Origin of the sequence: Methylobacterium sp. 275MFSha3.1 (assembly GCF_900108435.1) — a bacterium.
Classification (GTDB): Bacteria; Pseudomonadota; Alphaproteobacteria; order Rhizobiales; family Beijerinckiaceae; genus Methylobacterium.
The window spans coordinates 34,670-59,857 of sequence record NZ_FNWP01000026.1; the positions used below are offsets into that span (position 1 = coordinate 34,670).

General features: G+C 72.8%; 25 protein-coding genes and 1 tRNA gene. 11 read left to right on the forward strand and 15 right to left on the reverse strand.

The window, feature by feature from the left end; genetic code table 11:
* Nucleotides 1-88: 88 nt before the first annotated feature.
* The 8 genes from BLW78_RS25140 to BLW78_RS25175 all read right to left on the reverse strand — a co-directional run bounded on the left by BLW78_RS25140 (nt 89) and on the right by BLW78_RS25175 (nt 5,876).
* Nucleotides 89-328: a CsbD family protein gene (locus tag BLW78_RS25140; protein ID WP_091682792.1), complete on the reverse strand. Its 240-nt coding sequence runs from the start codon at nt 326-328 to the stop codon at nt 89-91.
* Between the two features lie 681 nt (nt 329-1,009).
* Nucleotides 1,010-1,101, reverse strand: a tRNA-Ser gene (locus BLW78_RS25145).
* Nucleotides 1,102-1,113: 12 nt separating this feature from the next.
* Complete coding sequence (locus tag BLW78_RS25150; RefSeq protein WP_170855237.1) at nt 1,114-1,974, reverse strand: glycosyltransferase family 2 protein; 861 nt, start codon at nt 1,972-1,974, stop codon at nt 1,114-1,116.
* Complete coding sequence (gene lysA, locus BLW78_RS25155; protein ID WP_020094367.1) at nt 1,971-3,239, reverse strand: diaminopimelate decarboxylase; 1,269 nt, start codon at nt 3,237-3,239, stop codon at nt 1,971-1,973. Before lysA ends, BLW78_RS25150 begins: the two co-directional genes overlap by 4 nt.
* A gap of 167 nt (nt 3,240-3,406) precedes the next feature.
* Nucleotides 3,407-3,754, reverse strand: coding sequence for a hypothetical protein (locus BLW78_RS25160; RefSeq protein WP_091682794.1), 348 nt, complete (start codon nt 3,752-3,754; stop codon nt 3,407-3,409).
* A gap of 168 nt (nt 3,755-3,922) precedes the next feature.
* Entirely contained in the window at nt 3,923-4,225 is a 303-nt protein-coding gene (locus BLW78_RS25165) for a hypothetical protein (protein WP_020094369.1), read from the reverse strand.
* Nucleotides 4,226-4,368: 143 nt separating this feature from the next.
* Nucleotides 4,369-5,091, reverse strand: a complete 723-nt coding sequence (locus BLW78_RS25170; RefSeq protein WP_042671737.1) for a hypothetical protein — start codon at nt 5,089-5,091, stop codon at nt 4,369-4,371.
* A 158-nt stretch (nt 5,092-5,249) separates the two neighbouring features.
* Nucleotides 5,250-5,876: a DUF1134 domain-containing protein gene (locus tag BLW78_RS25175; protein WP_091682796.1), complete on the reverse strand. Its 627-nt coding sequence runs from the start codon at nt 5,874-5,876 to the stop codon at nt 5,250-5,252.
* Between the two features lie 157 nt (nt 5,877-6,033).
* On the opposite strand from BLW78_RS25175, the gene BLW78_RS25180 reads away from it, so the two are divergent.
* The gene (locus BLW78_RS25180; RefSeq protein WP_091682798.1) at nt 6,034-6,612 is read left to right on the forward strand and encodes a YHS domain-containing (seleno)protein; all 579 of its coding nucleotides are present in this window, start codon (nt 6,034-6,036) and stop codon (nt 6,610-6,612) included.
* Here BLW78_RS25180 and BLW78_RS25185 read toward each other — a convergent pair.
* Nucleotides 6,593-7,465: a 3'(2'),5'-bisphosphate nucleotidase CysQ family protein gene (locus BLW78_RS25185; RefSeq protein ID WP_091682800.1), complete on the reverse strand. Its 873-nt coding sequence runs from the start codon at nt 7,463-7,465 to the stop codon at nt 6,593-6,595. The genes BLW78_RS25180 and BLW78_RS25185 overlap by 20 nt on opposite strands.
* 71 nt (nt 7,466-7,536) lie before the next feature.
* Nucleotides 7,537-10,554 (reverse strand): bifunctional [glutamine synthetase] adenylyltransferase/[glutamine synthetase]-adenylyl-L-tyrosine phosphorylase, encoded by a 3,018-nt coding sequence (locus tag BLW78_RS25190; RefSeq protein ID WP_091682801.1) that lies wholly within the window; start codon nt 10,552-10,554, stop codon nt 7,537-7,539.
* A gap of 407 nt (nt 10,555-10,961) precedes the next feature.
* Between BLW78_RS25190 and BLW78_RS25195 the strand changes: the two genes are divergently transcribed.
* The 6 genes from BLW78_RS25195 (at nt 10,962) to BLW78_RS25220 (ending at nt 17,734) form a co-directional block, all read left to right on the forward strand.
* On the forward strand, nt 10,962-11,672 hold the full coding sequence (locus BLW78_RS25195) for a histidine phosphotransferase ChpT (RefSeq protein WP_091682803.1): 711 nt from the start codon (nt 10,962-10,964) through the stop codon (nt 11,670-11,672).
* A 104-nt stretch (nt 11,673-11,776) separates the two neighbouring features.
* Nucleotides 11,777-14,542: a hybrid sensor histidine kinase/response regulator gene (locus BLW78_RS25200; RefSeq protein ID WP_091682804.1), complete on the forward strand. Its 2,766-nt coding sequence runs from the start codon at nt 11,777-11,779 to the stop codon at nt 14,540-14,542.
* Between the two features lie 133 nt (nt 14,543-14,675).
* Nucleotides 14,676-15,194: a chemotaxis protein CheW gene (locus BLW78_RS25205; protein ID WP_056529997.1), complete on the forward strand. Its 519-nt coding sequence runs from the start codon at nt 14,676-14,678 to the stop codon at nt 15,192-15,194.
* Nucleotides 15,195-15,205: 11 nt separating this feature from the next.
* The gene (locus tag BLW78_RS25210; RefSeq protein WP_012320961.1) at nt 15,206-15,598 is read left to right on the forward strand and encodes a response regulator; all 393 of its coding nucleotides are present in this window, start codon (nt 15,206-15,208) and stop codon (nt 15,596-15,598) included.
* A gap of 58 nt (nt 15,599-15,656) precedes the next feature.
* Nucleotides 15,657-16,874: a chemotaxis-specific protein-glutamate methyltransferase CheB gene (cheB, locus tag BLW78_RS25215; protein ID WP_091682806.1), complete on the forward strand. Its 1,218-nt coding sequence runs from the start codon at nt 15,657-15,659 to the stop codon at nt 16,872-16,874.
* Nucleotides 16,871-17,734 carry a CheR family methyltransferase gene (locus tag BLW78_RS25220; RefSeq protein ID WP_091682808.1) on the forward strand — a complete coding sequence of 288 codons (864 nt, stop codon included), beginning with the start codon at nt 16,871-16,873 and terminating at the stop codon, nt 17,732-17,734. Before cheB ends, BLW78_RS25220 begins: the two co-directional genes overlap by 4 nt.
* A gap of 104 nt (nt 17,735-17,838) precedes the next feature.
* Here the strand turns inward: BLW78_RS25220 and BLW78_RS31840 are convergent, their stop codons facing one another.
* The gene (locus tag BLW78_RS31840; protein WP_244527049.1) at nt 17,839-18,153 is read right to left on the reverse strand and encodes a hypothetical protein; all 315 of its coding nucleotides are present in this window, start codon (nt 18,151-18,153) and stop codon (nt 17,839-17,841) included.
* Between BLW78_RS31840 and BLW78_RS31845 the strand changes: the two genes are divergently transcribed.
* From BLW78_RS31845 to BLW78_RS25240, 4 genes are all read left to right on the forward strand, one after another.
* Nucleotides 18,152-18,556 carry a hypothetical protein gene (locus BLW78_RS31845; RefSeq protein ID WP_244527050.1) on the forward strand — a complete coding sequence of 135 codons (405 nt, stop codon included), beginning with the start codon at nt 18,152-18,154 and terminating at the stop codon, nt 18,554-18,556. The two genes, BLW78_RS31840 and BLW78_RS31845, sit on opposite strands and share 2 nt — an antisense overlap.
* A gap of 192 nt (nt 18,557-18,748) precedes the next feature.
* A complete protein-coding gene (locus BLW78_RS25230; RefSeq protein WP_091682811.1) occupies nt 18,749-19,765 on the forward strand; it encodes an asparaginase in 1,017 nt (338 codons plus the stop codon).
* A gap of 347 nt (nt 19,766-20,112) precedes the next feature.
* Nucleotides 20,113-20,910, forward strand: coding sequence for an SEL1-like repeat protein (locus tag BLW78_RS25235; protein WP_091682813.1), 798 nt, complete (start codon nt 20,113-20,115; stop codon nt 20,908-20,910).
* Nucleotides 20,911-21,213: 303 nt separating this feature from the next.
* On the forward strand, nt 21,214-21,747 hold the full coding sequence (locus BLW78_RS25240) for an isochorismatase family protein (protein WP_056529984.1): 534 nt from the start codon (nt 21,214-21,216) through the stop codon (nt 21,745-21,747).
* A 32-nt stretch (nt 21,748-21,779) separates the two neighbouring features.
* Here BLW78_RS25240 and BLW78_RS25245 read toward each other — a convergent pair whose 3' ends face one another.
* From BLW78_RS25245 to BLW78_RS25260, 4 genes are all read right to left on the reverse strand, one after another.
* Nucleotides 21,780-22,376: a sigma-70 family RNA polymerase sigma factor gene (locus tag BLW78_RS25245; protein ID WP_170855239.1), complete on the reverse strand. Its 597-nt coding sequence runs from the start codon at nt 22,374-22,376 to the stop codon at nt 21,780-21,782.
* On the reverse strand, nt 22,373-22,630 hold the full coding sequence (locus BLW78_RS25250) for a NepR family anti-sigma factor (protein ID WP_091682814.1): 258 nt from the start codon (nt 22,628-22,630) through the stop codon (nt 22,373-22,375). Before BLW78_RS25250 ends, BLW78_RS25245 begins: the two co-directional genes overlap by 4 nt.
* A gap of 324 nt (nt 22,631-22,954) precedes the next feature.
* Nucleotides 22,955-23,713 (reverse strand): SDR family oxidoreductase, encoded by a 759-nt coding sequence (locus BLW78_RS25255; protein WP_020094387.1) that lies wholly within the window; start codon nt 23,711-23,713, stop codon nt 22,955-22,957.
* 17 nt (nt 23,714-23,730) lie between these two features.
* Nucleotides 23,731-24,945, reverse strand: coding sequence for an ABC transporter substrate-binding protein (locus BLW78_RS25260; RefSeq protein WP_042671735.1), 1,215 nt, complete (start codon nt 24,943-24,945; stop codon nt 23,731-23,733).
* Nucleotides 24,946-25,188: the final 243 nt, after the last annotated feature.

The following is a 25,188-nucleotide window of genomic DNA, read 5'->3' on the forward strand; positions in this document are numbered from 1 at the left end:
GCCTATGCCAGGATCCACGATCCTTTCCTTCGACGCGTTGCCGCGACCTCGGGATGCCCGGAGCGTGGAACCGCCCCGGGCGGCCGGATCAAACTTTGCCGGTGACCTTGTCGGCGACGTGCTTGGCGCCGTCCTTGACGTTCCCGGTCGTCTTCTGGGCTTCGCCCTTCAGTTCCTGCGCCTTACCCTCGGCCTTCAGCTTGTCGTTGCCAGTCGCGCTGCCGATGCCCTGCTTCACGTTGCCGACGGCCTCATTGGCCAGGCCCTTGATCGTGTCGGTGGTGCTGCTCCTGGCGGTTCTCCTTCGCGACCAGGCCTTCGCGACCAGGCCTTCGCGACCAGGGCGGCCACGGGGATCGGGAACGGCTCTCGCCCGGGCGCCGTTCCGCGCGGCCGGTCACGGTCACGGGAGGGTCCTGACGCGTGCCCAGCGGGTGCACGGATCGACGCGACGGCCAAGTCTCGACTGCCCGGTGGGGAAGGGCGCTCCGCGCGAGTGGGATCCGCTAGGGATGTGCCTTCGCCCTCGTGCGCGCGCCTGTTCATTGCGGCTCCTTCGGACGCGACCACGCCCATGTCAGCCGGTGCCGAAGCCGGCGTACCCGCCTGGACGCCACCCGGACGGAGCAATCCGACGCGCATGCCGGGTGACAACATCCCGCCTCCGGGTCGCAGGCAGCACGACGGCACCGGCGCGGCGTGGTTCTCGGAGTCAGTACCTACGCTGACGATCTGGCGACCCGGGCAGTCAGGTCTCGCAGAGAATGCTGTCGAAGCAGGATGCGACGGTTCGGTCGATCACATTTCTTCCGACGGAGCTCTTCGCAAGCGAGCCGGGAAGCAGTCGTTCCTCCGCTCAAGCTCGAATCACACGCCGTCGTGAAGATCGGAAGCGCCGAGTGGGCATTCCTTCTGCTGTTGGCCGAGCCAGTTTCTGCGGGGAGAAATCAAAACTCGACGTGCAGAAAATCGCTGTCAATTCAGCGACTTAGATCGTGTTGAGCGGTACTGGCGGAGACGGAGGGATTCGAACCCTCGATACCCATTTCTGGGTATGCTCATTTAGCAAACGAGTGCCTTCAGCCGCTCGGCCACGTCTCCAGAGCTGTGGCTCTAGAAGGTCGGATCCGGCGGGTCAACCCGATCCTGGCGGGCGGCGGCCACGCGGCGGCGCTCGACGTGCTTGGCGACGCGCAGATGCCGCGAGATCGCGTAGTTCATCGCCGTCAGGAAGCCGTAGGTGCCCCGCACGAAGTGGCGGCGGCCGAGATAGGCCTTCAGGAAATTGCCCGGCAGCTCGACGAACACCCGCCAGGTCGGGATCACCACGCCCCGCGACTCCAAGTCGTCCGCCTGCTGGTCGGAGTAGCGGTTCAGCTTGTCGAGCTGGTCGCCGAGCGAGCGCACCGAGAAATGGTGGATCACGCCCCGGAGCCGGCCCGGCTTCACCCCCGGTTCCAGCGCCACCCGGTCGTGGACCGGCGAGGCGGCGTAGCGGCCCTTGTCCTTCCGGTAGAGCCGGACCGGCGTCAGCATGTAGGCGAGCGGGTGCGGCCGGCCCTCGCCGGGGAAGATCTCGGCGATGCCGATCCGCCACGCCGGCCGGCGCGGCTCGCCCGCGGCCCAGAGGCCCCGGATCTCCCGGGCCAGCTCCGGCGGCACCACCTCGTCGGCGTCGAGGTTCAGGAGCCAGACGTGCCGGCACTGCTCCTCTGCGAAGCGCTTCTGCGGGCCGTAGCCCGGCCAGGGATGGTGCAGCACCCGCGCGCCCAGCGACTCCGCCAGGGCCTGCGTGCCGTCGGTGGACCCGGAATCGACCACCACGAGGTCGTCGGTCAGGCCGCGGACCGCCCGAAGCGTCGCGCCGATCCGGTCCACCTCGTTGTGGGCGATGATGAAGACCGACAGCGGCAGGGGCCCGTCGGGTCCCGGGAGCGGCCTGGGGGCGGCGGCGCCCTCCGGAGCGCGGCTCACGCCAGCCAGTCCGGCACCCGGTCGAGGGCGATCAGGGCGTCGACGTCGAGGCGCGGGCGGACCACCGCCGCGCGGTCGCCCCGCACCAGAACCTCCGGCACCAGCGGCCGGGTGTTGTAGGTGCAGGACTGCACCGCCCCGTAGGCGCCGGCGCTCATCACGGCGATCAGGTCGCCGGGCCTCACCTCCGGCATCTCGCGGTTGAGGGCGAGGTAGTCGCCGCTCTCGCAGACCGGGCCGACCACATCGGCGACGAGGCGCGGCGTCTCGGGACCCGGCTCGATGACCGGCCGCAGGCCGTGATAGGCCTCGTACAGGGTCGGGCGGATCAGGTCGTTCATCGCCGCGTCGACGATCACGAAGGTCCGCCCCTCGCTGTGCTTCACGTAGAGCACGCGCGTCAGCAGGATCCCGGCATTGCCGACGATCATCCGGCCGATCTCGAAGACCGGCCGCAGGCCGAGGGGGGCGAAATGCGGCCGCAGGGTCGCCGCCAGCGCGGCCGGGTCCGGCGGCGGCGCGTTGTCGTCGCGGTAGGGGATGCCGAGGCCGCCGCCGAAATCGATGTGGCGCAGGGGATGGCCGGCCGCCAGCAACTCCCGGGCGAGGCCGGCGAGCAGCCGGGCCGCGTCGGCGAAGGGCGCCAGATCGGTGATCTGGCTGCCGATATGCATGTCGACGCCGTGCACCGCGATCCCCGGCAGGGCGGCCGCAGCGGCGTAGACAGCCGGCGCCCGGGTGATCGGGATGCCGAACTTGTTCTCGTACTTGCCGGTGGAGATCTTGGCGTGCGTGCCGGCGTCCACGTCGGGGTTCACCCGGACTGAGACCGGCGCGCGGAGGCCGAGGCCCACCGCCACCTCGGACAGGACCGCGAGTTCCGGCTCACTCTCCACGTTGAAGCAGAAGATGCCGGCCCTCAGCGCGGCCTCCATCTCGGCGCGGGTCTTGCCGACTCCCGAGAACACGATCTTGCCGGGGTCCACGCCGGCCGCCAGGGCCCGCTGCAGCTCGCCGCCGGAGACGATGTCCATCCCGGCGCCCCGGGCCGCGAGGGTCCGCAGGACGGCCTGGTTCGAGTTCGCCTTCATGGCGAAGCAGACCAGCGCGTCGTCGGCCGCGAACGCCTCCGCGAAGACGCGGAAGTGCCGCTCCAGCGTGGCGGTGCTGTAGCAGTAGAACGGTGTGCCGACCTCCGCGGCGAGGCCGGTCAGGTCGACATCCTCGGCGTGCAGGCGGCCGTCGCGATAGTGGAAATGGTGCATCTCGGCCGTGTCTCGTCGCCGTGTCTCGTCCCGCCGGAGCGCGGGCTGTTTCCCGTGAAACACCCCGCCGCAGGCCGCGGCGGGCGCGCGCCGGTGGCGGGGTCCGACCGAGTCCGAGCGGGGTCACCGGGCGCGCGGCACCGCGACGGCGTTCCGGCCTCCGCCCTCTACAGCAGCGGATCCAGAATGAAAGGCTCCATCGGCACCCGGTAGCCGCGCCGCGCGCCGCGGCTGGTCTCGACCGGCGCCTCGGTGCCGCCCGGCGGGACCGCCGCCGCGGAGAGCTCGTCGCCGGCGCGCACCGAGGCCGGGTCCGGCTCCGGGGCGCCGCCGCCGAGGCCGACCGAGACCGGCAGCGTCCGCCGCCCGGTCGGCGCGTCCGCACCGGCCTGCGCACCCGCCCGCGGGGCCGCCGTCTGGGGCGGCTCCAGCGCACCCCGCCGCCCGCAGGCGGAAGCCGCCAGGGCCACGAGGCCGGACACGGCGAGGAGTTTCAGGGCGGGTTTCGACAACATCGCGCGAGGGTCCGGCGGGCTCGGCACCGGCACGCGAGGGCCGGCGGGAGCGCTACCTTAGCTGTTGCCGCGTCCCGGCGCGAGCGCCCGTCCGCCACAGGCCGGCCGCGGCGCATGGTTGGGGCCCGCTCTCGCGGCTCCCGGCCCGGCCTCGACAGCCGGAAGGCGTCAGCCCCGCCGCTCCTTGCCGCCCTGCGAGCCCTGCCGGTTCTTGGCGGGGGCGTTCTGCTGCTGCTCGGCCTCGTAGGCGTCGATCGCCCGGCGGCAGTTCTCGCTGAGCTTCTTCCAGTTCTTCTGGAAGCAGGCATCGGTGGCCGGATCGTCGGGGGCCAGGTTGCCGCAATAGGTCAGGTAGTCCCCGGTGCAGTACTTCTTCAGGGTCTCGTTGCCGCGCTTCGTCTGCTGCGCGGCTGCCGGCAGCGTCAGGGCAACGGCCGCCGCGACGGCGAGGACGATCGGCTTCAGGCGCATGGGTATCCGTACCATCTGTCGAAGTTGTGAATGCAGGACGCGTCGGCGATGCGATGATGCCTTTGCGTGGTCGAAACAAGGCAGTCATCGCAGGTTTTCGGTTGCGTTCCGGTCGCCGAACCCCGTTTCGGGGGTGGATCGGCTCAGACCCGCTCGGGTTCCGGCATCGCCGCCGCGGTCCGCGGCATCCGGCCCGGGGCCGTGAGGGCCTCGGCGACCTCGACGATTCGCCGGCGGAGATCGGCGTTCTCGCGCTCGATGCCGGCCTGCCGGTCCGGCGACAGGTTTCCGGCCCGGTCGTGGCGCTCGTTCTGGCGGTCGGCCACGGTCAGGGCCAGAGCTTCCTCGGCCGCCTTCAGGCTCGCGCGCAGGTCGTCGCGCTCGGCCGCCAGCGCGGCGGCGTCCGGTGCCGGCGCCGCGCCCTGCCGGAGCGCCAGGAGACTGTCGAGCAGGTCGGCATGGGCGTCCTCGAGAGCCTGGAGCGTGGCGAGGCTCGCGCTCCCGTCCTCCCGCGCCAGCGTCAGCTCGGTCTCCAGCTCCCGGGTCTTGGCCTGGGCCTGGGCGATCTCGGCGTCGCGGGCAGCGACGTCGCGCGCCAAGGCGGCGACCCGCATCGTCCCGGCCCCGATCGCCGCCATGTCGGCCTGCCGCCGCGCCTCGACGGTCTCGACCCGGCGCTCCAACCGGCGCTGCTGCACGGCAAACTGCGCGCGCAGGAAGTCGCGCTCGGCGGCGATCTCAGCCGGCGACAGGGGCAGGCGCGCCTCGGCCCGCCGACGCTCCAGGCGCGCGGCGCGGGCATTGAGGGCCGGCAGAAGCAGCAGGCCGCACAGGCTCGCCGCCAGGAAGCCCAGCGCGAAGATCATCACCGTTTCGATCACGAGGGTGCAGCCCGCGCATCCGGCCGGAAAACCCGACCCAACTCCACTCTAGCCCAGGTTGGTCGCGAGGGTGAAATCCCGCGGGGCCGGTCAATCAGAACGCGTTCCGACGCCGTCCCGGATCGAGACCGGATCTGGCCGGATCAGAACGGGTTCCAGGTCGGCTCACGGGTGAACTTCAGATAGCCGACATTGATCCCGAGCCGCGCGCCGACGCCGCTGCGGATCGGCACGACGATGACCCGGTCGTTGACCACCGCGGTCATCCCGAAGCCGCCCACCAAGTAGGCGGAGCCGTCGACGCCGGCGAAGCGGCGGTACAGGTCGCGCACGTTGGGCAGGTTGTAGACCAGCATCATGGTGCGGGCGCCGTCGCCGCCGACATCGAAGCCGAGGGACGGGCCCTGCCAGTAGATGCGCCGCTTGCCGGCGTTGCGGGTGTAGAGCGTGCCCTCGCCGTAGCGGACGCCCGCCACCACGGCGCCGCCCCCCTCCTGGCCGAGGATGTAGCCGTTGGGCTCGCCCCAGCGCCGGCCTGCCTCCTCGACGGTGAGCGCGAGGCCGCGCGACACCGTGCCGAAGAACCGGTGGCCGGATTCCACGATCTCGCCGGGACGGAAGGTCTCGGGCGTGTCGAGATCCTCGCCGGCCGCGCGGGCCGCGCCCGCGGCGCCGAGGAGGGAGCCGCAGAGGGGCGCACCCAGCGCCAGGCCGAGGCCCGCGCGCAGGAGGGTGCGGCGGTCGGTGCCGCGATCGTCTCGTGCCGTCATCGTTGCCTCCTCGCCCGGTTCGATTAACGGTTCGTGCGATGGACCTGTGCCGCTCTGTCCCGCCGGGCCGGCAGAGGCCGCGCCGGGCGGATGAGTCGGACCAGCTTCTGAGGGAATCCGCAAGATGTGGTTAACGCGTCCTGACCCCGCAGTCCGCATGGCCGGGCGGTCGGGCGCGCGCGTCCCGCGGGCGGCGCTCACGCTCGCGCGGGCGGTGGGGCTGTCAGCCGCGCTGTCAGCCGCGCTGGCGGCCCTGCCGGCGGTCGCCCCCGGCCGCGCCGCCGCGGAGGAGGGCCTGACGGCCCGGACGCGGATCGAGCTGCTGACGCTCAACGGCTTCGACCCGGTCAGCTACTTTCTGGAGGGCGGGCCGCAGGCCGGTCTGGCCCGGTTCGAGCTGTCCTGGGGCGGCCAGGTCTGGCGCTTCTCCAGCGGCGCCAACCGCGCGGCATTCCGGGACGACCCGCCCGCCTACGCGCCGCGTCTCGGGGGCTACGACGCCGCCGGGATCCTGGATGGCCGGCTGGTGGACGCCGATCCCCTGGTCTTCGCGGTGATCGACGAGCGCCTCTACCTGTTCCGGGATGCCGGGCGCCGCGCCCGGTTCCTGGCGGAGCCCGGCCTGGCCCGGCAGGCGGAGGCGGCCTGGCCGGCCGTGCGCCGCCTGCAGGATGTCCCGCCCGACGCCTCGCTCGACGCCTCGCCCAACGTGCCGCCTACGGATGCGCCGCGCTGAGCGCCGCCGCCGGCCGGTCGCTCGCGCGGGCCGGCAGGGCGAGCCGCGGGGCCAGGGCGGGGTCCCCGAGGGCCGCGAAGGGACCGTTGCGGTGATCAGGTCCGTGCTGGCCGTAGCGGATCGGGCCGCCGCCCGGCACCACCACGCAGCCGCCCGCCGCCGCGACGATGTGGTCGCCCGCGGCCGTGTCCCATTCCATGGTCGGGCCGCAGCGGACGTAGATGTCGGCCTCGCCTGCGGCAATCAGCCCGAACTTCAGGGCGGACCCGACCTGGCGCGTCTCCACCACCGGCAGCGCCGCCAGGCAGGTGGCGGTCTCGGGATCGCCGTGCCGCCGGCTGCCCAGGGCGACGAGGCCCGTCCCCGGCGCCGCCCGCGCGCGGACCGGCCGCCCGGCCCCCGGCCGGCCCGCGATCACGGGGCCCTCCAGGGTCGCGGGTCCGGCCCACCAGACGCGGCCGAGGCCGGGGGCGGCCAGCGCGGCCGCCACCGGGCGGGCGCCCGACACCAGCGCGATGTTGACCGAGTAGTCCGGCGTCCCGGCGAGGAAGTCGCGGGTGCCGTCGAGGGGATCGACGAGGAAGAAGAGGTCGGCGGTGCGGGTCGCGTCGCTCTGGGCGCGCTCCTCGGCCACGACCGCGATCCCGGGGAAGCGCCCGGCGAGGGCCTCGACGATCAGGTCCTCGGCCTCGACGTCGGCGGCGCTGGAGGGCGAGCCGTCCGGCTTCAGGGCGTGGGGGCAGGGGCCCCGGTGGTAGCGGCGCAGGATCTCCCCCGCCGCGCAGGCGATCTCGGCGAGCGCCGCGGCGATCCGCTCACGCTCCGGTCCCGAGATCGTCGCCGCGCCCGTCATGATGCCTCCCGACACCGCCCTGAATGCCCGAGCGGGGGGGGAATGTCGACGGCCACCGGCCGGAGCGCGCCTCATCGGCGCTCCGGCGGCTCCCGCGCGGCGGCCGGCGTCCGCGCCGGCAGCCGCACCGTCCGCCGGATCCGCGCCAGCAGGGCCTGGCTCCGGCGGCGGTGACGGCGCAGCTCCGCCGCGAGGCCGCGCGCGTCCGGGAGGCCCACGGCCTTGGCGATCTGCCGGCACGCGGTCTCGGACGGTTCCGCGGCGGGATCGGTCATCACGAGCCGCTGCCACTGGTAGACGGCGTCGAGGAAGCCGTAGGTCTCGGCGAGGGCCTCGCCCGCCGCCGCGGGCAGGAGGCCGCGCGCCGCCGCCTCGCGGAAGAGCGACTCCGCGCCGAGGCCGATGCAGCCGGGCCAGTCGCGTGCCTGGCTGAGCACGATGGCCTGGGCGAGGAAGTCGAGGTCGAACAGCGCGCCGGGGGCGAGCTTCAGGTCGTAGGGGCCGGCATGGCCCCGCTCCCGCGCGACCAGGGCCCGCATCGCGCCCGCCTCGGCGCAGACGGCGGAGGTCTCGCGCGGCTGCCGGAGGATCCCGGCGATCGCGGCCGTCACGTCGGTCGCCAGGGTGGCGTCGCCGGCGACGACCCGGGCGCGGGCGAGGGCCATGTGCTCCCAGAGCTCCGCCTCGCCACCGTGATAGGCCGCGAAGCCGCTGAGCTGAACGGCGGGCGGGCTGTGGCTGCCGTAGGGCCGCAGCCGCAGGTCGACCGCGTAGAGCCGGCCGCGCCGCGTGGCCGTGGTGAGCGCCGCGAACACGCGCTGCGCCAGCCGGTTGTAGGCCACCACGGCGTCAAGGGGCCGCCGTCCGTCGCTGGTGCGGTTCTCCGGGTCGAAATCGTACAGGAACACGAGGTCGAGGTCGGATTCCGCGCTGAGCTGGCGGGATCCGAGGCGGCCGAGCGCCAGGATGCAGCAGCGCCCCGCCGGTACCGCGCCGTGGTCCAGGGCGAACCGGCGCTCCTCCGCCTCCAGGCTCAGCGCCACCGTGGCTTCGGCGATCGCCGCGTAGGCCTCCCCGGCCTGGCGCGGGGTGAGGATGCCCGACAGCAGGCGGGCGCCCGTAACGAAGGCCATCTGCCGGGTGGCGTCCCGGCAGCGGTCGAGGCTCTCCTCGTGGCTCGCCGGCTGGCCCAGGAGCGACCGGTACTGCGCGCGGACCTCGTCGGGATCCGTGGTTGGCGTCACGAAATCGGCGTCGAGCATGGTGTCGAGGACGTGCGGGCTCAGGCCGACCGTGTCGGCGAGGCGCGGCGCCGTCCCCAGGATGTCGGCGAACAGCAGGCGCAGGCGCTCGTGCGAGCGCAGGATGGCGAGGAGTTCGGCCACCGCGGGCATCCGCGCGAAGGCCCGGTCGAGGGCGAGGAGCGCCGCGTCGGGGTCGGCGGTGCCGCCGAGCGCGCGCAGCAGCGCCGGGAGCATCTCGGCGAGGATCTCCCGGGCCCGGCCGGTCCGCAGGGCCGGGCGGCGCCCGAGATGCCAGCCCTGCACGGTCTCCCAGGCCAGGGGCGGATCCCGGAACCCGAAGGCGCCGAGCCGCGCCAGGGTCTCGGGATCCGGCTCGCTCTCGCCGAAGACCAAGGCGGTGCCGTCGGCGCCGGCCTCCGGCTCCGCCTCGAACAGCAGGGCGTAGTGCGCCTGGACCCGGCCGGCATGGTGGAGCAGGGCCGCCTCGAAGGCCGGCAGGTCGGGGAAGCCCGCGAACAGGGCGAGCGCGGTCAGCGCCTCGGTCCCGGTGGGCAGGCGCTGGGTCTGCTCGTCCCGGATCATCTGGATCCGGTGCTCGAGGGTGCGCAGGAACGCGTAGGCCGCGGAGAGCTCGTCCCGGGCCCGCCCGTCGATCCAGCCCTCCGCGACGAGCTCGCCGAGCATCGCCACGGTCCGGCGGCCCCGCAGGGCCGGCTTGCGGCCGCCGAAGACGAGCTGCTGAGTCTGGACGAAGAACTCGATCTCCCGGATGCCGCCGCGGCCGATCTTGATGTCGTGGCCGCCGACCGCGATGGTCTCGTGGCCGCGGACCATGTGGATCTGCCGCTTCAGGGCGTGGATCTCGGCGATGGCCGGGAAGTCGAAGTGCCGGCGCCAGATGAACGGCGAGAGTTCCGCCAGGAAGGCCTCGCCGGCCGGGATGTCGCCAGCGATCGGCCGGGCCTTGATGAAGGCCGCGCGCTCCCAGTTCTGGCCGAGCGTCTGGTAGTAATCGAAGGCGAAGCCGGTGGAGAGCGCCACCGCGGTCGAGCCCGGGTCTGGCCGCAACCGGTAGTCGATGCGGTGGACGTAGCCGTCGGCGGTCCGGTCGGCCAGGAGCTTCACCAGCCCCTGCGCCAGCTTGACGAGGAAGGGCTTCGGATCGCCGCCGGTCGCCGCGGCAGCGGGCTCGGCCTCGTAGAAGACGACGAGGTCGATGTCGCTGGAGTAGTTCAGCTCGCAGCCCCCGAGCTTGCCCAGGCCCAGGACGATCAGGCCCGAGCCGTCCTGCGGCGCCTCCGGATCCCTGGGCCGGTACCGCCCGGCCGCCATCCCCTGCCGGAGGAGCGCCTCGACCGCCCCGCTCACCGAGGCGTCGGCGAAGGCCGACAGGGCGCCGGTCACCGCGTCGAGGTCCCAGCAGCCGCCGAGATCCGCCAGGGCGACCAGGAGGGCGTGGGCCTCCCGGTTGGCGCGCAATTGCCGGCCGATCTCGGCGAGGTCGGGACTCGTCCCGCAGGCGGCGCCGACGGCGCGCTGCCGCGCGATGATGTCCCGGCTCGCCGCGTCCGGCGGCTGATCCAGCAGGGCGACGAGCCGCTCGGGCGACCGGGTGGCCGCCCGCCACAGGAAGGGGGAATGATCCGCCAGGCCCAGGAGCAGCTCCCGGCAGGGCGGTGTCAGGAAGCCGGCCGGCAGCGCCGGCGCGAGCTCGGCGAGCCGGGCCCCCGCGGCGTCCGGGTCGGCGAGCCCGAGCCGGGGGCGCAGGCGCGCGCGCAGCGTCTCGGCTGGCTCGGCGGCCGCTCCCTTCGCCGGTCCGTTCGGGAGACCGGTCTCATCTCTCATGCCGCATCCTCCCTGGCGCGACGGGGCCGGCATCGTAGCCGACCGGGCCGCCCGTGTCCGGTCCGGCGCGCACGGCTTGCGGCGCCCGCCGCGCGTTCACGATGCGGCCAGGACCGGGCAGCGGCGACGCGTTCGCGGCCGCGCGGGCCCGGAATCGGGGGCCGTCCCGGCCTTCCGTCCGATCCGGTAACGCTTTTCAAAGCCGACCGTGGCGTCTATCCGTGCGGACCGGTCGTCGCCCCCGGTCCGGCCCGCGGGCCGCGCGGGATCCCTTCGGGCGACTCGATCGCCGCAGGGGCGGCCGAGGACCGGGCGGCCGAGAACCGGGCGGCCGGGAACCGGCAGCCCCAATCGGGGCCCCGGCCCGCAGACGTCCGCACCTCAGATCCGCCCGCCCGGAGCGCACCATGTCCTCCCCGACCTCGCCCACCCTGAACCTCGACGGCCTCGACCTCGCCGCCCTGCTCTGCTCCCGCGTCTGCCACGACGTGATCAGCCCCGTCGGCGCGATCGTGAACGGGCTCGAGGTCCTGGAGGACGACCAGGACGAATCGATGCGGACCTTCGCCCTGGAGCTGATCGGGAAGAGCGCCCGTCAGGCCTCGGCGCGGCTGAAATTCGCCCGCATCGCCTTCGGGGCCGCCGGCTCGGCCGGCGCCTCGATCGACCTCGCCGACGCCGAGAGCGTCGCCAAGGGCATGTTCTCCGACGACAAGACCAAGCTGACCTGGAGCGCCCCGCAGGCGCTGTTCCCGAAGAACAAGGTCAAGCTCCTGCTCAATCTCGTGATGGTCGCCACCTCGGCGATTCCCCGGGGCGGCCTGATCGACGTCGTCGTCTCCGGCGACGGCGAGGCGCCCACGCTGGTGCTGAAGGCCAAGGGCTCGCATGCCCGCATCCCGCCCCACGTCGAGGAGCTGATGGCCGGCAGCCCCGAGAGCGGCACCGTCGATGCCCACGGCATCCTGCCGTTCTACGCGGGCCTCGTGGCCCGGGCCGCCGCCATGGATGTCCGCTTCGCTATCGAGGGCGATGAAGTGACTATCACCGCCACGCCCGCAGTGATCGACGCGCCCGAAGATCGCGATGGAGAGGCTTCGGACACGGCGCTGGCGTGAAACTCTGAAAAAGGTGCCGCGCGGGGCCGGGATGGAAACGCTTCCCTAACCCCGCGCGAGTAAGTAGGTTGCGCGAGACCTTCTCCGCGTAACGAGTAGCGCCTATGGACGACCTGCTTCGCGAGTTTCTGACCGAGAGCGGGGAGCATCTCGACACGGTCGATGCAGAATTGGTTCGATTCGAACAGGATCCGAACAACGAGACTATTCTGCGGAACATTTTCCGACTCGTGCACACGATCAAGGGAACCTGCGGGTTCCTCGGACTCCCGCGGCTGGAAGCTCTGGCGCACGCCGCCGAGACCTTGATGGGTCGCTTCCGCGACGGGCTGCCCGCCACGTCGGATTCCGTCACCCTGATCCTGCTGACGCTGGACCGGCTGAAGGCGATCCTGGCCGATCTGGAGGCCACCGGCACGGAGCCCGCGGGCTCGGACGACGACCTCATCTCCGCCCTGGAGCGCATGGCCGAGGGCTCGCCGGAGCCGGAGGCCGCCGCCCCGCCGCCGCCCGAGCCGGTCCTGCCCGATCCGGTGGTCCGCGAGCTGAAGCCCGGCGAGGTCTCCCTGGACGACCTGGAGGCCGCCTTCCTGGCCGCTCCCGGTCCGGACGAATCGGACTTCCTCCCGCCGCCGGCCCCCGTGGCCGCGATGCCCGCCCCCGCCCCTGCGGCCGCCGTCGCCCCCGCCCCGGCGCCCGCGCCCGCCGTCAGCGCGGCGCCCAAGGCCGAGAAGACGCCCGAGCCCGTCGAGGCCGAGAAGACCGAGAAGGCCGAGCCGGCGCGCGCCGAGAAGGTCGAGGGCGCCGAGGGCGAGACGACCGCCGCCGCCAAGAACCAGACCATCCGGGTGAACGTCGACACGCTCGAGCACCTGATGACGATGGTCTCCGAGCTGGTGCTGACCCGCAATCAGCTCCTCGAGATCGCCCGCCGGCACGAGGATTCGAGCTACAAGGTCCCGCTGCAGCGCCTGTCGCACGTCACCGCCGAGCTGCAGGAGGGCGTCATGAAGACGCGCATGCAGCCGATCGGCAACGCGTGGCAGAAGCTGCCGCGCGTGGTGCGCGACCTCTCGGCCGAACTCGGCAAGCAGATCGACCTCGTGATGGTCGGCAACGAGACCGAGCTCGACCGGCAGGTCTTGGAGGTCATCAAGGACCCGCTGACCCACATGGTCCGCAACTCGGCGGATCACGGCCTCGAATCGACCGCCGAGCGCGTGGCGGCGGGCAAGCCCGCCCGCGGAACGATCCGCCTCGCCGCCTACCACGAGGGCGGCACGATCACGATCGAGATCGCCGACGACGGCAAGGGCCTAAACCTCGCGGCCATCCGCAAGAAGGCCGCGGAGCGCGGGCTCGCCTCCCAGGCCGATATCGAGCGGATGACCGACGCCCAGGTCGCCAAGTTCATCTTCCACGCCGGCTTCTCGACGGCGGCGGCGGTGACCTCGGTCTCGGGCCGCGGCGTCGGCATGGACGTGGTCAAGACCAACATCGAGACCATCGGCGGCCTGATCGACATCGCCACCACGGCGGGTCGCGGCACCACCTTCACCATCAAGATCCCGCTGACGCTGGCGATCGTGGCCGCCCTGATCGTCCGGGCCGGCGAGCACCGCTTCGCCCTGCCGCAGGTGGCGGTGCTGGAGCTGGTCCGGGTCGATGCCGGGGCGCAGCGGGTCGAGCACATCAACGGCGCGCCGGTGCTGCGCCTGCGCGAGCGGCTGCTGCCGATCGTCTCGCTCACCGGCCTGCTCGGCCAGACGAGCCCGGGCGCGGAGACGGATCAGGCCGGCTTCGTGGTGGTCGCCCAGGTCGGGCGCGAGCGCTTCGGCATCCTCGTCGACGAGGTCTTCCACACGGAGGAGATCGTCGTGAAGCCGATGTCGGTGAAGCTGCGGCACATCCCGATGTTTGCCGGCAACACGATCCTCGGCGACGGCGCCGTGGTGCTGATCGTCGATCCGAACGGCGTGGCCCGTCAGGTAGCGCAGGGCGTCCAGGGCAGCGGCGGCCACATCGACGCCGACGCCGACGAGGCGGTCGAGATGGCCGACACCAAGACCACGCTCCTGGTGTTCAAGGGCGGCCAGGGCAGCTTCAAGGCGGTGCCGCTGTCGCTGGTCACCCGCCTCGAGGAGATCGAGTGCGCCAAGGTCGAGTGGCTCGGCGGCCGCGCGCTGATCCAGTACCGCGGGCGCCTGATGCCCCTGGTCCCGGCCGACGCGGCGATCACCATCAAGTCGGAGGGGACGCAGGCCCTGGTGGTGTTCTCCGACGGCGAGCGCGCCATGGGCCTCGTGGTCGACGAGATCGTCGACATCGTCGAGGAGCGCCTCGACATCGAGATCGCGGCGGACCGGTCGGACCTGATCGGCTCGGCGGTGCTGCGGGGCCGGGCGACCGACATCATCAACATCGCCCACTTCCTGCCGCTGGCCTACGACGACTGGGCGCGCGGTCTGAAGCGGCCCGAGCAGATCTCCACGGTCCTGCTGGTCGACGACTCGGCCTTCTTCCGCGACATGCTGAGCCCGGTGCTGAAGGCCGCGGGCTACCAGGTGGTCACGGCGTCGAGCGCCGAGACGGCCCTGTCGACCCTCCAGTCCGATCCGCAGATCGAGGTGGTGGTCACCGACCTGGAGATGCCGGGCCGCAGCGGCTTCGACCTCGTCGCCGCCATGCGGCGGGCCGAGCCGCGCCTCGCCGGGCTCCCGGTGATCGGCCTCACCGGCGCGATCGGCGCCGACGCGGTGGAGAAGGCGCGGGCGCTGGCGATCAGCGACTTGGTGGCGAAGTTCGACCGCAGCGGCCTGATCTCGGCGCTGGCCGAGATCGGCGCCGCCACGGTGTCGAAAGCCGCCTGAGCCGCCGCGCCGCCCGCCCCGGGCGATCGACCCCGGCCGATCGCTCCAAGCCGATCGACCCAGGCCGATCGACCCAAGCCGATCGACCCAGGCCGATCGCGACGATCGCGACGAACGAATCCGGAGAGTTCCGATGCAGGCTGCCAACGCCAACACCAGCGGCGCCCCCACCAACGGCGCCGAGACCGGCGCCACCGACGACTTCGTCACGGTCTTCGTCGGCGAGACGCTGTTCGGCCTGGCGATCGAGCGGGTCCACGACGTCTTCGTCCCGTCGGGCGTGACGCCGGTTCCCCTGGCGCCGGCCGAGATCGTCGGCCTGCTGAACCTGCGCGGCCGGGTCGTGACGGCCATGAGCCTGCGCCGGCGCCTGGGCCTGCCGGACGCGGAGGCCGAGGCGGACGGCAGCAAGGCCAGCCCGAAGATGGCGATCGGCCTGGAGCAGGCCGGCGAGACCTTCGCGCTGGTGGTCGACGGCGTCGGCGAGGTGCTCAAGCTCGGCGCCGACAGCCGCGAGGCGGTGCCGATCAACCTGGATCCGCGCTTCCGCGACCTCGCCACCTGCGTCCACCGCCTCGACGGCCGGCTCCTGGTGATCCTCGACGTGGACGCGCTCCTCGGCTTCACGCCCGCCGGCGCCAAGGCGGCTTGAGGGAGAGGTCGATGAAGGCGCCCCACGAGACCACCTGCCTGGTGGTGGACGATTCCGCGGTGATCCGGAAGGTCGCCCGGCGGATCATCGAGGATCTCGGCATGAATGTCAGCGAGGCCGAGGACGGCAGCGCCGCCCTCGAAGCCTGCGCGGCCAGCATGCCCGACGCCATCCTGCTCGACTGGAACATGCCGAACATGGACGGCTACGCGTTCCTCCAGGCCCTGCGCCAGAGCGAGGGCGGGGGCGCGCCGAAGGTCCTGTTCTGCACCACCGAGAACGACGTCGGGGCGATCGCCCGCGCTCTCCGGGCGGGGGCCGACGAGTACATCATGAAGCCCTTCGACCGCGACATCCTGACGGCCAAGCTCGAACAGGTCGGTCTCGTCGCCGACGCGGCCTGATCGCCTGCTCCCTGACCCGCGGCCCGAGCCCCGCGACCCTGCACCCGAGGCAATCATCATGGCCCTGAGTCCCGCGGTCGCCCCGCTGCGCACGCCGCCAACCCAGAGCACGACCTCATCGGCCACGGCGATCCGTGTGCTCGTGGCCGACGACTCGGCCGTGGTGCGCGGCCTCGTGGCCCGCTGGATCGGCGAGGCCGGATTCGAGCTCGTCGGCACGGCCTCGAACGGCCGGATCGCCCTCGAGCTGATGGCCAAGCACGATCCGGACGTGGTCCTGCTCGACATCGAGATGCCGGAACTCGACGGCACGACCGCGCTGCCGCGCATGCTCGCCATGAGCCCGAGCGTGCAGGTCGTGATGATGTCGACGCTGACGACGCGCAACGCCGATATCTCGCTGAAATGCCTCGCCCTCGGCGCGGTGGACTACATCGCCAAGCCGGAGAGCAGCCGCGGCGTCACCACCTCGGACACGTTTCGGGTCGAGCTGATCGAGCGCGTCCGCGTGTTCGGCTCCGCCCGCGCGCGGAACCGGCGCCCGTCCGCCGCGCCCGCCGGCCACGCGCCGGGCTACCACGCCGCGCCCGCGCCGGCGGCCGTGCCGGCCGCGGCGCATCCGGCGCCGGCCGCCACGGCGCGCCCCGCGACTCCCTTCACGCTCCGGCCCAAGGTCCGCAACCGGACCCAGCCCCGCGCCCTGCTGATCGGCTCCTCCACGGGCGGCCCGCGGGCCGTGGGCGAGATGCTTGAGGGCATCGGCGCGGCCGCCCTGCGGCGCCTGCCGGTCCTGATCGTCCAGCACATGCCGCCGATCTTCACGGCGGTCTTCGCCGAGCATCTGGCCACCCGCACCGGGCTCCCGGCGGCGGAGGGCAAGGCCGAGGAGCGGGTCGAGCCGGGCCGCATCTACGTCGCCCCGGGCGGCCGCCACATGGGGCTGGCCGGCGGGGCCGGCGGCCCGATCATCAAGCTCACCGACGGCCCCCCGGTGAATTTCTGCCGCCCCGCGGTCGACGTCCTGTTCAAGGACGCGGCGGTGGTGTTCGGCGCCGCCACCGCGACCGTGATCCTCACCGGCATGGGCTCGGACGGGACCAACGGCGCCCGGGCGCTCACCGAGGCCGGCGGCCCGGTCCTCGCCCAGGACGAGGCCACCAGCACGGTCTGGGGCATGCCGGGCAGCGTCGCGCGGGCCGGGCTCGCCGAGGCCGTGCTGCCGTTGCCCGAACTCGCGACGGCGCTGCGCGCCCTGATCACGGGGCAGCCGGCATGACCGAGCTCGAGTTCGAATTCCTGCGCACCTTCCTGAAGCAGCGCTCCGGCCTCGCGCTGACGCCGGAGAAACGCTACCTTGTGGAGAGCCGGCTGACCCCGGTCTGCCGCCGCTTCGGCCTCGCCAGCCTCGGCGACCTGATCGGCGCCCTCAAGCTCGCCCAGAACAGCACGATCGAGCGGGCCGTGGTCGAGGCCATGACCACGAACGAGACCTTCTTCTTCCGCGACCGGATCCCCTTCGACCTGTTCCGCGACACGCTCCTGCCGGACGTGCTGGCGCGCAATGCCGGCCGCCGCCGGCTGCGGATCTGGTGCGCGGCGGCCTCGACCGGGCAGGAGCCGTACTCGCTGGCCATGCTCCTTCAGGAGGCGGCGCCGCGGCTCGCCGGCTGGCAGGTGGAGATCGTCGCCACCGACCTGTCCACCGAGGTGATCGAGAAGGCCAAGCTCGGGCTGTACAGCCATTTCGAGGTCCAGCGCGGCCTGCCGGTGCAGTGGCTGATCAAGTACTTCACCCAGGTTGGCGAGCAGTGGCAGATCGCCCAGAGCCTGCGCAGCATGGTGGATTACCGGCAGCTCAACCTGCTGCACAGCTTCGCCTCGCTGGGCCAGTTCGACGTGATCTACTGCCGCAACGTGCTGATCTACTTCGACGCGCCGACCAAGTCGGACGTCCTGGCGCGGCTCGCGGCGCAGCTCGCCCCGGAGGGCGCGCTCCTGCTCGGCGCCGCCGAGACGGTGATCGGCCTGACCGACCGGCTGTCGCCGAACCCGAAGCATCGCGGCCTCTACGGCCACGCCGAGGCCGCGGCGCGCCCGGCCGAAGCGGCGCCGCTGCGCATGGCCGCGAGCCTCTGAGCGGCGCGATCGGGGTTCTTCCCGGCCGCGCCGACGCGGCCGTCCCGTCACCGAGGCCGTCCCCTCACCGCAGCGGGGATCCGGGCGATCGCGGAAACGCGGCCTTAAGGATCGCGTGGGTAATTTGCACACGGACCCGCCGCCGGGCGAATCCGGCTCATCCGTGACCCGAGCCCCCCAATGAGTACCGTCTCATCCACCGCGACAGCGCAGCTCGCCGCGCAGCGATGGTCGCCGCCGCCGTCGCCCAAGACACAGATGTCGGACACGATCAGCAGCGCGCTGTCGGCCGGCACGATCAGCAGCACTGACGCGACGGCGCTCACGAGCGCCCTGAGCAGCATCGATTCGAGCCTGTCGTCGGACAGTTCGGCCTCGAGCAGCACCGCGACAGGGTCGAAGCTCGATCCGTCCTCCATGAAGGACCGGATCGACGGCCTGATCGCCGATCAGGTCAGCAGCGGCAGCCTCACCGCCGACCAGGCCACGGAGCTGAAGAACCTGCTCGCCAGCCACGGCCGGAGCACCCAGAGCACCGACGCCGCGGGCGACGAGACCGGCGCCGTCGCCGGTCCGGACGGCCCGCCGCCCGGGCCCCCGCCCGGCCCGCCCCCGGGAGACGCCGCCGCGGGCGGCGCCGGGACTGGCATGTCGGCCTCCGCGTCGGCGACGACCACCTCGGCGGCGGGGACGACGAACGACCTGCTGTCCACCTTCATCCAGCAGCTCCAGAGCAGCCAGTCGGGCAGCGCCGGCTACGGGGCGAGCGGCACCGCCAACAGCGGCACCGTCTCGGCGCTCCTGCTCGACTTCCGCAGCTGAGGCCGCGGCCCGTCCCGGCGAGGGGCCGGGGCGCGAGGTCGGGGCGCGAGGTCGGGGCGCGAGGTCGGGGCGCGAGGTCGGGGCTCGCTCGGCGGGCCTCCCGCCCGGCGCATCGCCCGCCTGCGCGCGGCGGGGTCGACCCCGGCCGCGCGACGCGGCATCACGGCGTCGGACAGGGTCGGGAGAGACGGCATGGCGGCAGGATCGGGGACCGGGTTGCCCAAGGTCGCGTTCATCGGCACGGGCGGGACGATCTCGTCCCTCGGCCGCGACGCCCTCGACATCCTCGACTACACCGCCACCGACCGGCGCCTCGAGGCCGGCGCGATCCTGGACGCCGTCCCGGAACTCGCGACGGTGGCCGCGGTGGTGCCGGTGCCGTTCCGGGCGGTCCCGAGCCCGGCGATCGGCTTCGCCGAGTGGCGCGACCTCGTGCGCCTGTGTGAGCGCCTCGCGGCGGAGCACCCGGATCTCGCCGGCATCGTCATCGGGCACGGCACCGCCACCCTGGAGGAGACCGCCTACGCCCTCGGCCTCACCCTGACGGTGGATCTGCCGGTGGTGCTGGTCGGCTCGCAGCGGCCGATGAGCGCCCTCTCCACCGACGCCAAGCTCAACCTCGTGGCGGCCGTGCGCACGGCCGCGGCGCCGGCCTCCCGCGGGCGCGGCGTGCTGGTGGTGCTCAACGACGAGATCCAGGCGGCCCGCGAGGTGACCAAGACCTCGGTGGCCCGGCTCCAGACCTTCCGGACCCCGGATTTCGGCGTGCTCGGCCACGTCGATGGCGAGTCCGTCCGCTACTACCGCCGCTCCGAGCGGGCGCACGCGCCGGGCACGCCCTTCGACATCCGGACCCTGCCGGCGCTGCCGCGGGTCGACGTCGCCTACGGGTACGCCGACGCCGACGGCACCGCGGTCCGGGCCTTCCTGGCCGCGGGCGCGCGCGGCCTCGTCGCGGCCGGTCTCGCGCCGGGCATGACCCCGCCCGCCGAGGCCGAGGCCCTGGAGGCGGCGGCGGCCGCCGGGATCGTGGTGGTGATGTCGACCCGGGCCGGCAGCGGCGTGGTCCCGCTCACCACCCGGCTGCGCAGCCGCGGCATCCTCAGCGCCGACAACCTCACCCCGCAGAAGGCCCGGATCCTGCTCGCCCTGGCGCTGACCGTCACGGCGGAGCCCGAGGCGGTGGCGCGGCTGTTCGCGACCTACTAGCGACGCGTCCCGGGACCGGTCGCCCGCCCCGCCGAGCCCTCAACGCCTCCTTCCGGCCGGTCCCGCACGGTCCCCGCCGCGCGCGAACCCTGTCGCGGCCCGTGGCGCGCGCCGGCGATGTCGGCCGACCATGCGGGCCGCATGTGCGATTTGGTCCAGAAAGTCCTGCCGGCCCCGGATAGGTCAAGGATCAGTCCGGTGCAGTCCAGCCGAAGGGTTTTTCGCCCGGAAGACTGTCAGCGGACGAAGAAGGTTCGGGAACACGCCTTCAGCATTGCGGAAGATGCTCGGGATCGGCTTCCGCGCAGGGCATGACGGTTCGCGTGCCCGCACAGGGATTCACGGCCATGCGCGCGACATCCATCGTCTCCATGTCTCTGGCGCTCTCGGTCCTGTCCGGGCTGGGCGCACAGGCGGAGACCGCCGGGAGCCTCTCCACGACGACGGCCGTCAGCGGCAGCGCCGCCGCGATGTACAATCTCGGAATCCTCTACATCAACGGCCAGGGCGTGAAGCAGGATTTCGGTACGGCCGGACGCTGGTTCGAGAAGTCGGCCGCCGGCGGTGACGTCGACGCCATGCTCAACCTCGGCAGCCTGTACTACAACGGCCAGGGCGTGAAGCAGGACTACGCCACCGCGCGCAGTTGGTACGAGAAGGCGGCGGCCGCCGGCGCCGCGTCGGCCCTGTACAATCTCGGCCTACTCTACGCCAACGGTCAGGGCGTCGGGCAGGATTACGGCGCGGCCGCGTCCTGGTTCGGGAAGGCCGCCGCCGCCGGCAACGTTGACGCGATGAACGCCCTCGGCAGCCTGCACCTCAACGGTCAGGGCGTGAAGCGGGACGCCGCCGCGGCCCGCCGCTGGTTCGAGCGGGCGGTCGCCGGCGGCAACGTGGACGCGATGAACAATCTCGGCAGCCTCTACCTGAACGGCCAGGGCGTGAAGACGGACGCCGCCGCGGCCCGCCGCTGGTTCGAGAAGGCGGCCGCCGCCGGCCACGCGGAGGCGACGAACAATCTCGGTTTCCTCTACGTCAACGGTCGCGGGGTGAAGCAGGATTTCGAGGCCGCCCGGCGGTGGTTCGAGAAGGCCGCCGGCGGCGCCGCGGCCGCGAACGTCCCCGGCGACATCGCGCTCCGCTAGAGCCGTTCCCTGTCGGTTCGGGACGGAGGTGATCGCCGGGCCCGTGCCGAACGAGGCACCGGTGCCCTCTTCCGCGAGGGAGAGGGGCCCTGGCGCGGCTGCCGGGACCGGAGTTGCCGCCCTTCCCAACCGTCGCAAAACGATCGGGAGCGGCTCTTGGGCGGGGTCGCGGTCGGGGCGCGCACGTGTCATGCCGGCGGGCGCGGTCCCCACCGGACCGGATGGGGCGAGGATACGGCTCGGATGGGGCCAGGATGGCCTCCTCCGTCTCCGACGCGACCCGTCCGCAGGGACCAGACATCGATGCCGCTGATCGACCCCGCCCGCTCGCTCCTCCTCGTCATCGACGTTCAGGTCCGGCTGATGCCGACGATCGCGGAAGGGGACGGGGTCGTCGCCAATGCGGGCCGCCTCCTCGCCGCCGCGCAGCTGCTCGACGTCCCGGTCCTGGTCACCGAGCAGAATGCCGGCGGCCTCGGGCCGACCGTGCCGGCCCTGGCGCCCGAGCCCGGGACGGCCTTCGCGAAGATGAGCTTCGGCGCGACCCGGACGCCCGGCTTCCTCGAGCGCCTGCCCGCGGATCGCGACCTCGTGGTCAGCGGCTGCGAGGCGCATGTCTGCGTGCTGCAGACGGTTCTCGGGCTGCGCGAGTCCGGCCGCCGCGTCGCCGTGGTGGCCGACGCCGTGGGCTCGCGGCGGATCGAGAACCGGGAGGCCGCGCTCGCCCGGATGGCGGCCCACGGCGCCGAGATCGTCACGACCGAGATGGTGGCGTTCGAGTGGCTCGGCACGGCGCGGCACAGGCGGTTCCGCGACGTCGTCAGGCTCATCAAGTAGGCGCCGCGGCGGTCCTCGCCGCGGCGCGCGCCTCAGGAGCCGTCGAGGGCCGCGCGGGTCTGCGGGTCGGGTCCGATGTCGTCGGTGCCGGTCATGCCCAGCACCTCGATCAGGCGGGTCCGGGCGCGGCTGACCCGGCTCTTGATCGTGCCCACCGCGACGCCGCAGATGGCCGCGGCCTCCTCGTAGGTGAAGCTCTGGGCGCCGACCAGGACCAGCGCCTCGCGCTGGGCCGGCGGCAGCCGGTTCAGCGCGCTCTGGAACTGCGCCATCTCCATCCGGATCTCCTGCTCGGGGAGGGCGGTCAGGCGCCCGGCATGGAGGCCGTCGGCGTCCTCCACCTCGCGCTTGCGCTTGCGCTGCTCCGAGTAGAACAGGTTCCGCAGGATCGTGAACAGCCACGCGGTCAGGTTGGTCCCGCGGCGGAAGCTGGCGGCGTTGATCCAGGCGCGCACGAGCGTGTCCTGCACGAGGTCGTCCGAGCGGTCGAGGTCGTAGGTCAGCGAGAACGCGAAGGCCCGCAGCGCCGGGATCGCCCCCAGCAGGAGGTCGCGCATCTCCGCGTCGGCGCCCCGGGGGGCCGGACCGGATCCGCTCCCCGCGGGGGCGGCTTGCAGCATCAGGGTCATCGCGAGGCCTCCGTGTCGGAGTGTGCGGCGAGCTCGTCGAGCAGCGTCCGGAGCCGGTCCGGGATCGGCAGGGCCAGGACGCCCGCGTAGTGCAGGCGCAGGCCGCGCCCGATCCGGTCCCGCGCGCCGTCGTCGATCGGCCGGCCGGGTCCGCCGACCGACACCGGGCGTGATGCGGCCGCGGCGCCCGGTCCGGCCGGGTCCGCCGCGCCGGCGGAGCCCGGAATCCCTGGATCGTCCTCGGTCCCTGACATGGTCGCGCCCCCCGGTCGTGCGCGATGGGGCCCCGAGGGGCCCGGCGGTCCGCCGGACCGTTGTCCCCATCGGTTCGGCGAAGACGCGTCTCATCGCCTTCCGGCAGCGCTGGTAGGCGCGACGGATTTAATCGGTTCTGAACCCCGCATTCATCCAATTTTAATCTTGAAATAGCCCAGCTTGCGCCGAATTTAGTCCATAAAGTCTCAGATACAATTCAGAAATACTTGTGTTCAGCTTGGCCGTGGCGACACTCGTCCTCCGTGCCTGAACGCGGGATGAGCGCACCGCGCCCCCGGCCAAGCGCGCCGCGACGGCCCCGCTCAGAGCTTCACGCCCTCGAGATAGCCGCGGTTCCAGGTCGGGCTGATCAGGATCTCGTTGACGCAGACGGAGGCCGGCAGGCGGGCGACGAACAGGATCGTCTCGGCGAGATCCTCCGGCTGGAGCATGCGCCCGCGATCCTCCGCGGTGACCGGGACTGGCCGCTTGTCGAGGAGGGGCGTCGCGACCTCGCCGGGGCAGATGCAGCAGGACCGGATGCCGTGCCCGCACTCCTCTTGGTTCAGGCTCTCCGAGAGCGCCACGAGCCCGTGCTTGGCGGCGGAATAGGCCGGTCCCGTCAGCTTGGAGACGTAGCGGCCGGCCCAGGAGGAGACGTGGATGATCAGGCCGCTCCGCTGCGCCCGCATGGTCGGCAGCACCGCCCGCGCCGCGTAGAAGGGGCCGTTGAGATTGACGCCGACCACGGCGTCGATCCCGGCCGGCGTGATCTCGCTCCAGCCGCGCCGCGGCACGTTGAGGCCCGCCGAGTTCACCAGCAGGTCGCAGCGCCGCCACGCGGCGTGAACCGCCTCCCAGGCGCGCTGCACGTCGTCGGCCACGCCCATGTCGGCCGGGGCGACCAGCGCCTCGCCGCCCGCCGCGCGGACCATCTCCGCGGTGCGCGCGAGGGCCTCCTGACCCCGTCCGGTGAGCGCGACCCGCATGCCGGCCCGCGCCAGCGCCACGGCGGCCGCCTGCCCGATCCCGGATCCGGCCCCCGTCACCCAGGCGGCCTGCCCTTCGAGCGCGCGCATCATGGCGTTCGGCTCCCTCCCTACGGCTTGGCGACGAGCGGGCAGCCGCCCTCGGCGAGGGGGCGGAAGGCCTGCTCGGCGGGGATCGTCTCCAGCACCTTGTAGAGGTCCCACGGGCCCTTCGACTCGGACGGCGCCTTCACCTCGAACAGGTACATCGGGTGGATCTTGCGCCCGTCCGCCCGGACCACACCCTTGCCGAACAGCGGGTCGTCGGTCGGGTTGGCCTTCATCCAGGCCATGGTCTTCTGCGGGTCCGTCGACTTCGTCGCCGCCACGGCCTTCAGGTAGTGCAGGAGCCCGGCATAGACGCCCGCGTGGTTCATCGTCGGCATGCTGTTGCCGTTGCGCGGGTAGAAGCGCTCCGAGAAGGCCCGGGTCTCCGGGTTGAGATCCCAGTAGAACGACTCGGTCAGCACGAGGCCCTGCGCGGTCTGCAGGCCGATTGCGTGGACGTCGACGGCGTAGATCAGCAGGGCGGCGAGCTTCTGGCCGCCGTCGGTCAGCCCGAACTCGTGCGCCTGCTTGACCGCGTTGACCGTGTCGCCGCCCGCGTTGGCCAGACCCACCACCTTCGCGCCCGAGGCCTGCGCCTGCAGCAGGAACGAGGAGAAGTCCGTGGCGGGGAACGGGACCCGCGCGGCGCCCAGTACCCGCCCGCCGCCCGTGTCGATCACGGCCTTCGCCTCGTTCTGAAGGGAGAGCCCGAAGGCGTAGTCGGCGGTGAGGAAATACCACGTGTCGCCGCCGCGCTTGAGCATGGCGCCGGCCGTGCCGTGCGCCAGGGCGTAGGTGTCGTAGGTCCACTGGATCGTGTTCGGCGAGCACTGCTTGCCGGTCAGCTCCGTGGTGCCGGCCCCCGAGTCGATGAAGACCTTGTTCTTCTCGCGGGTGACCTGGCTCACCGCCAGCGCCACCGAGGAGGTCGGCACGTCGAGGATCGCGTCCACGCCGTCGCGGTCGTACCACTGGCGGGCGACGGCGGCGCCGATATCGGGTTTGTTCTGGTGGTCGGCCGAGACGATCTCGACCTGCACGCCCGGCTCGGTCTTGGCGAAATCCTCGACCGCCATCTGCGCGGCGACGACGGAGCCCTTGCCGCCGGTATCGGCATAGACGCCCGACATGTCGTTGAGGACGCCGACCTTGACGCGGATCGGCTCGGCAACGGCCGGCCCGGCGAGCGCGGCGAAGCCGATCGCGACCGAGAGCACGCAACTCCGGATCGACGCCATGGCAGACCGTCCTCCGCGGCAGTTTCTGTCTTTCGGCCAGGAGGGCACGCTGGCATCCCAGCGTCAAGCAGCGGTCCGCGACCGGATCCGGGAGCGGTGAGACAGGCCGGCGCCGGATGTGTCGCGGCGGCGGTGCCGACGGAATCGGGCCGGAACTCCCACCCGAGACCGGCCCGTCGCGACATCGGGATCGGCGCGGTGGCGCGGCCTCAGCCGACGCGCTGTGCCGGACGACGGTCACGC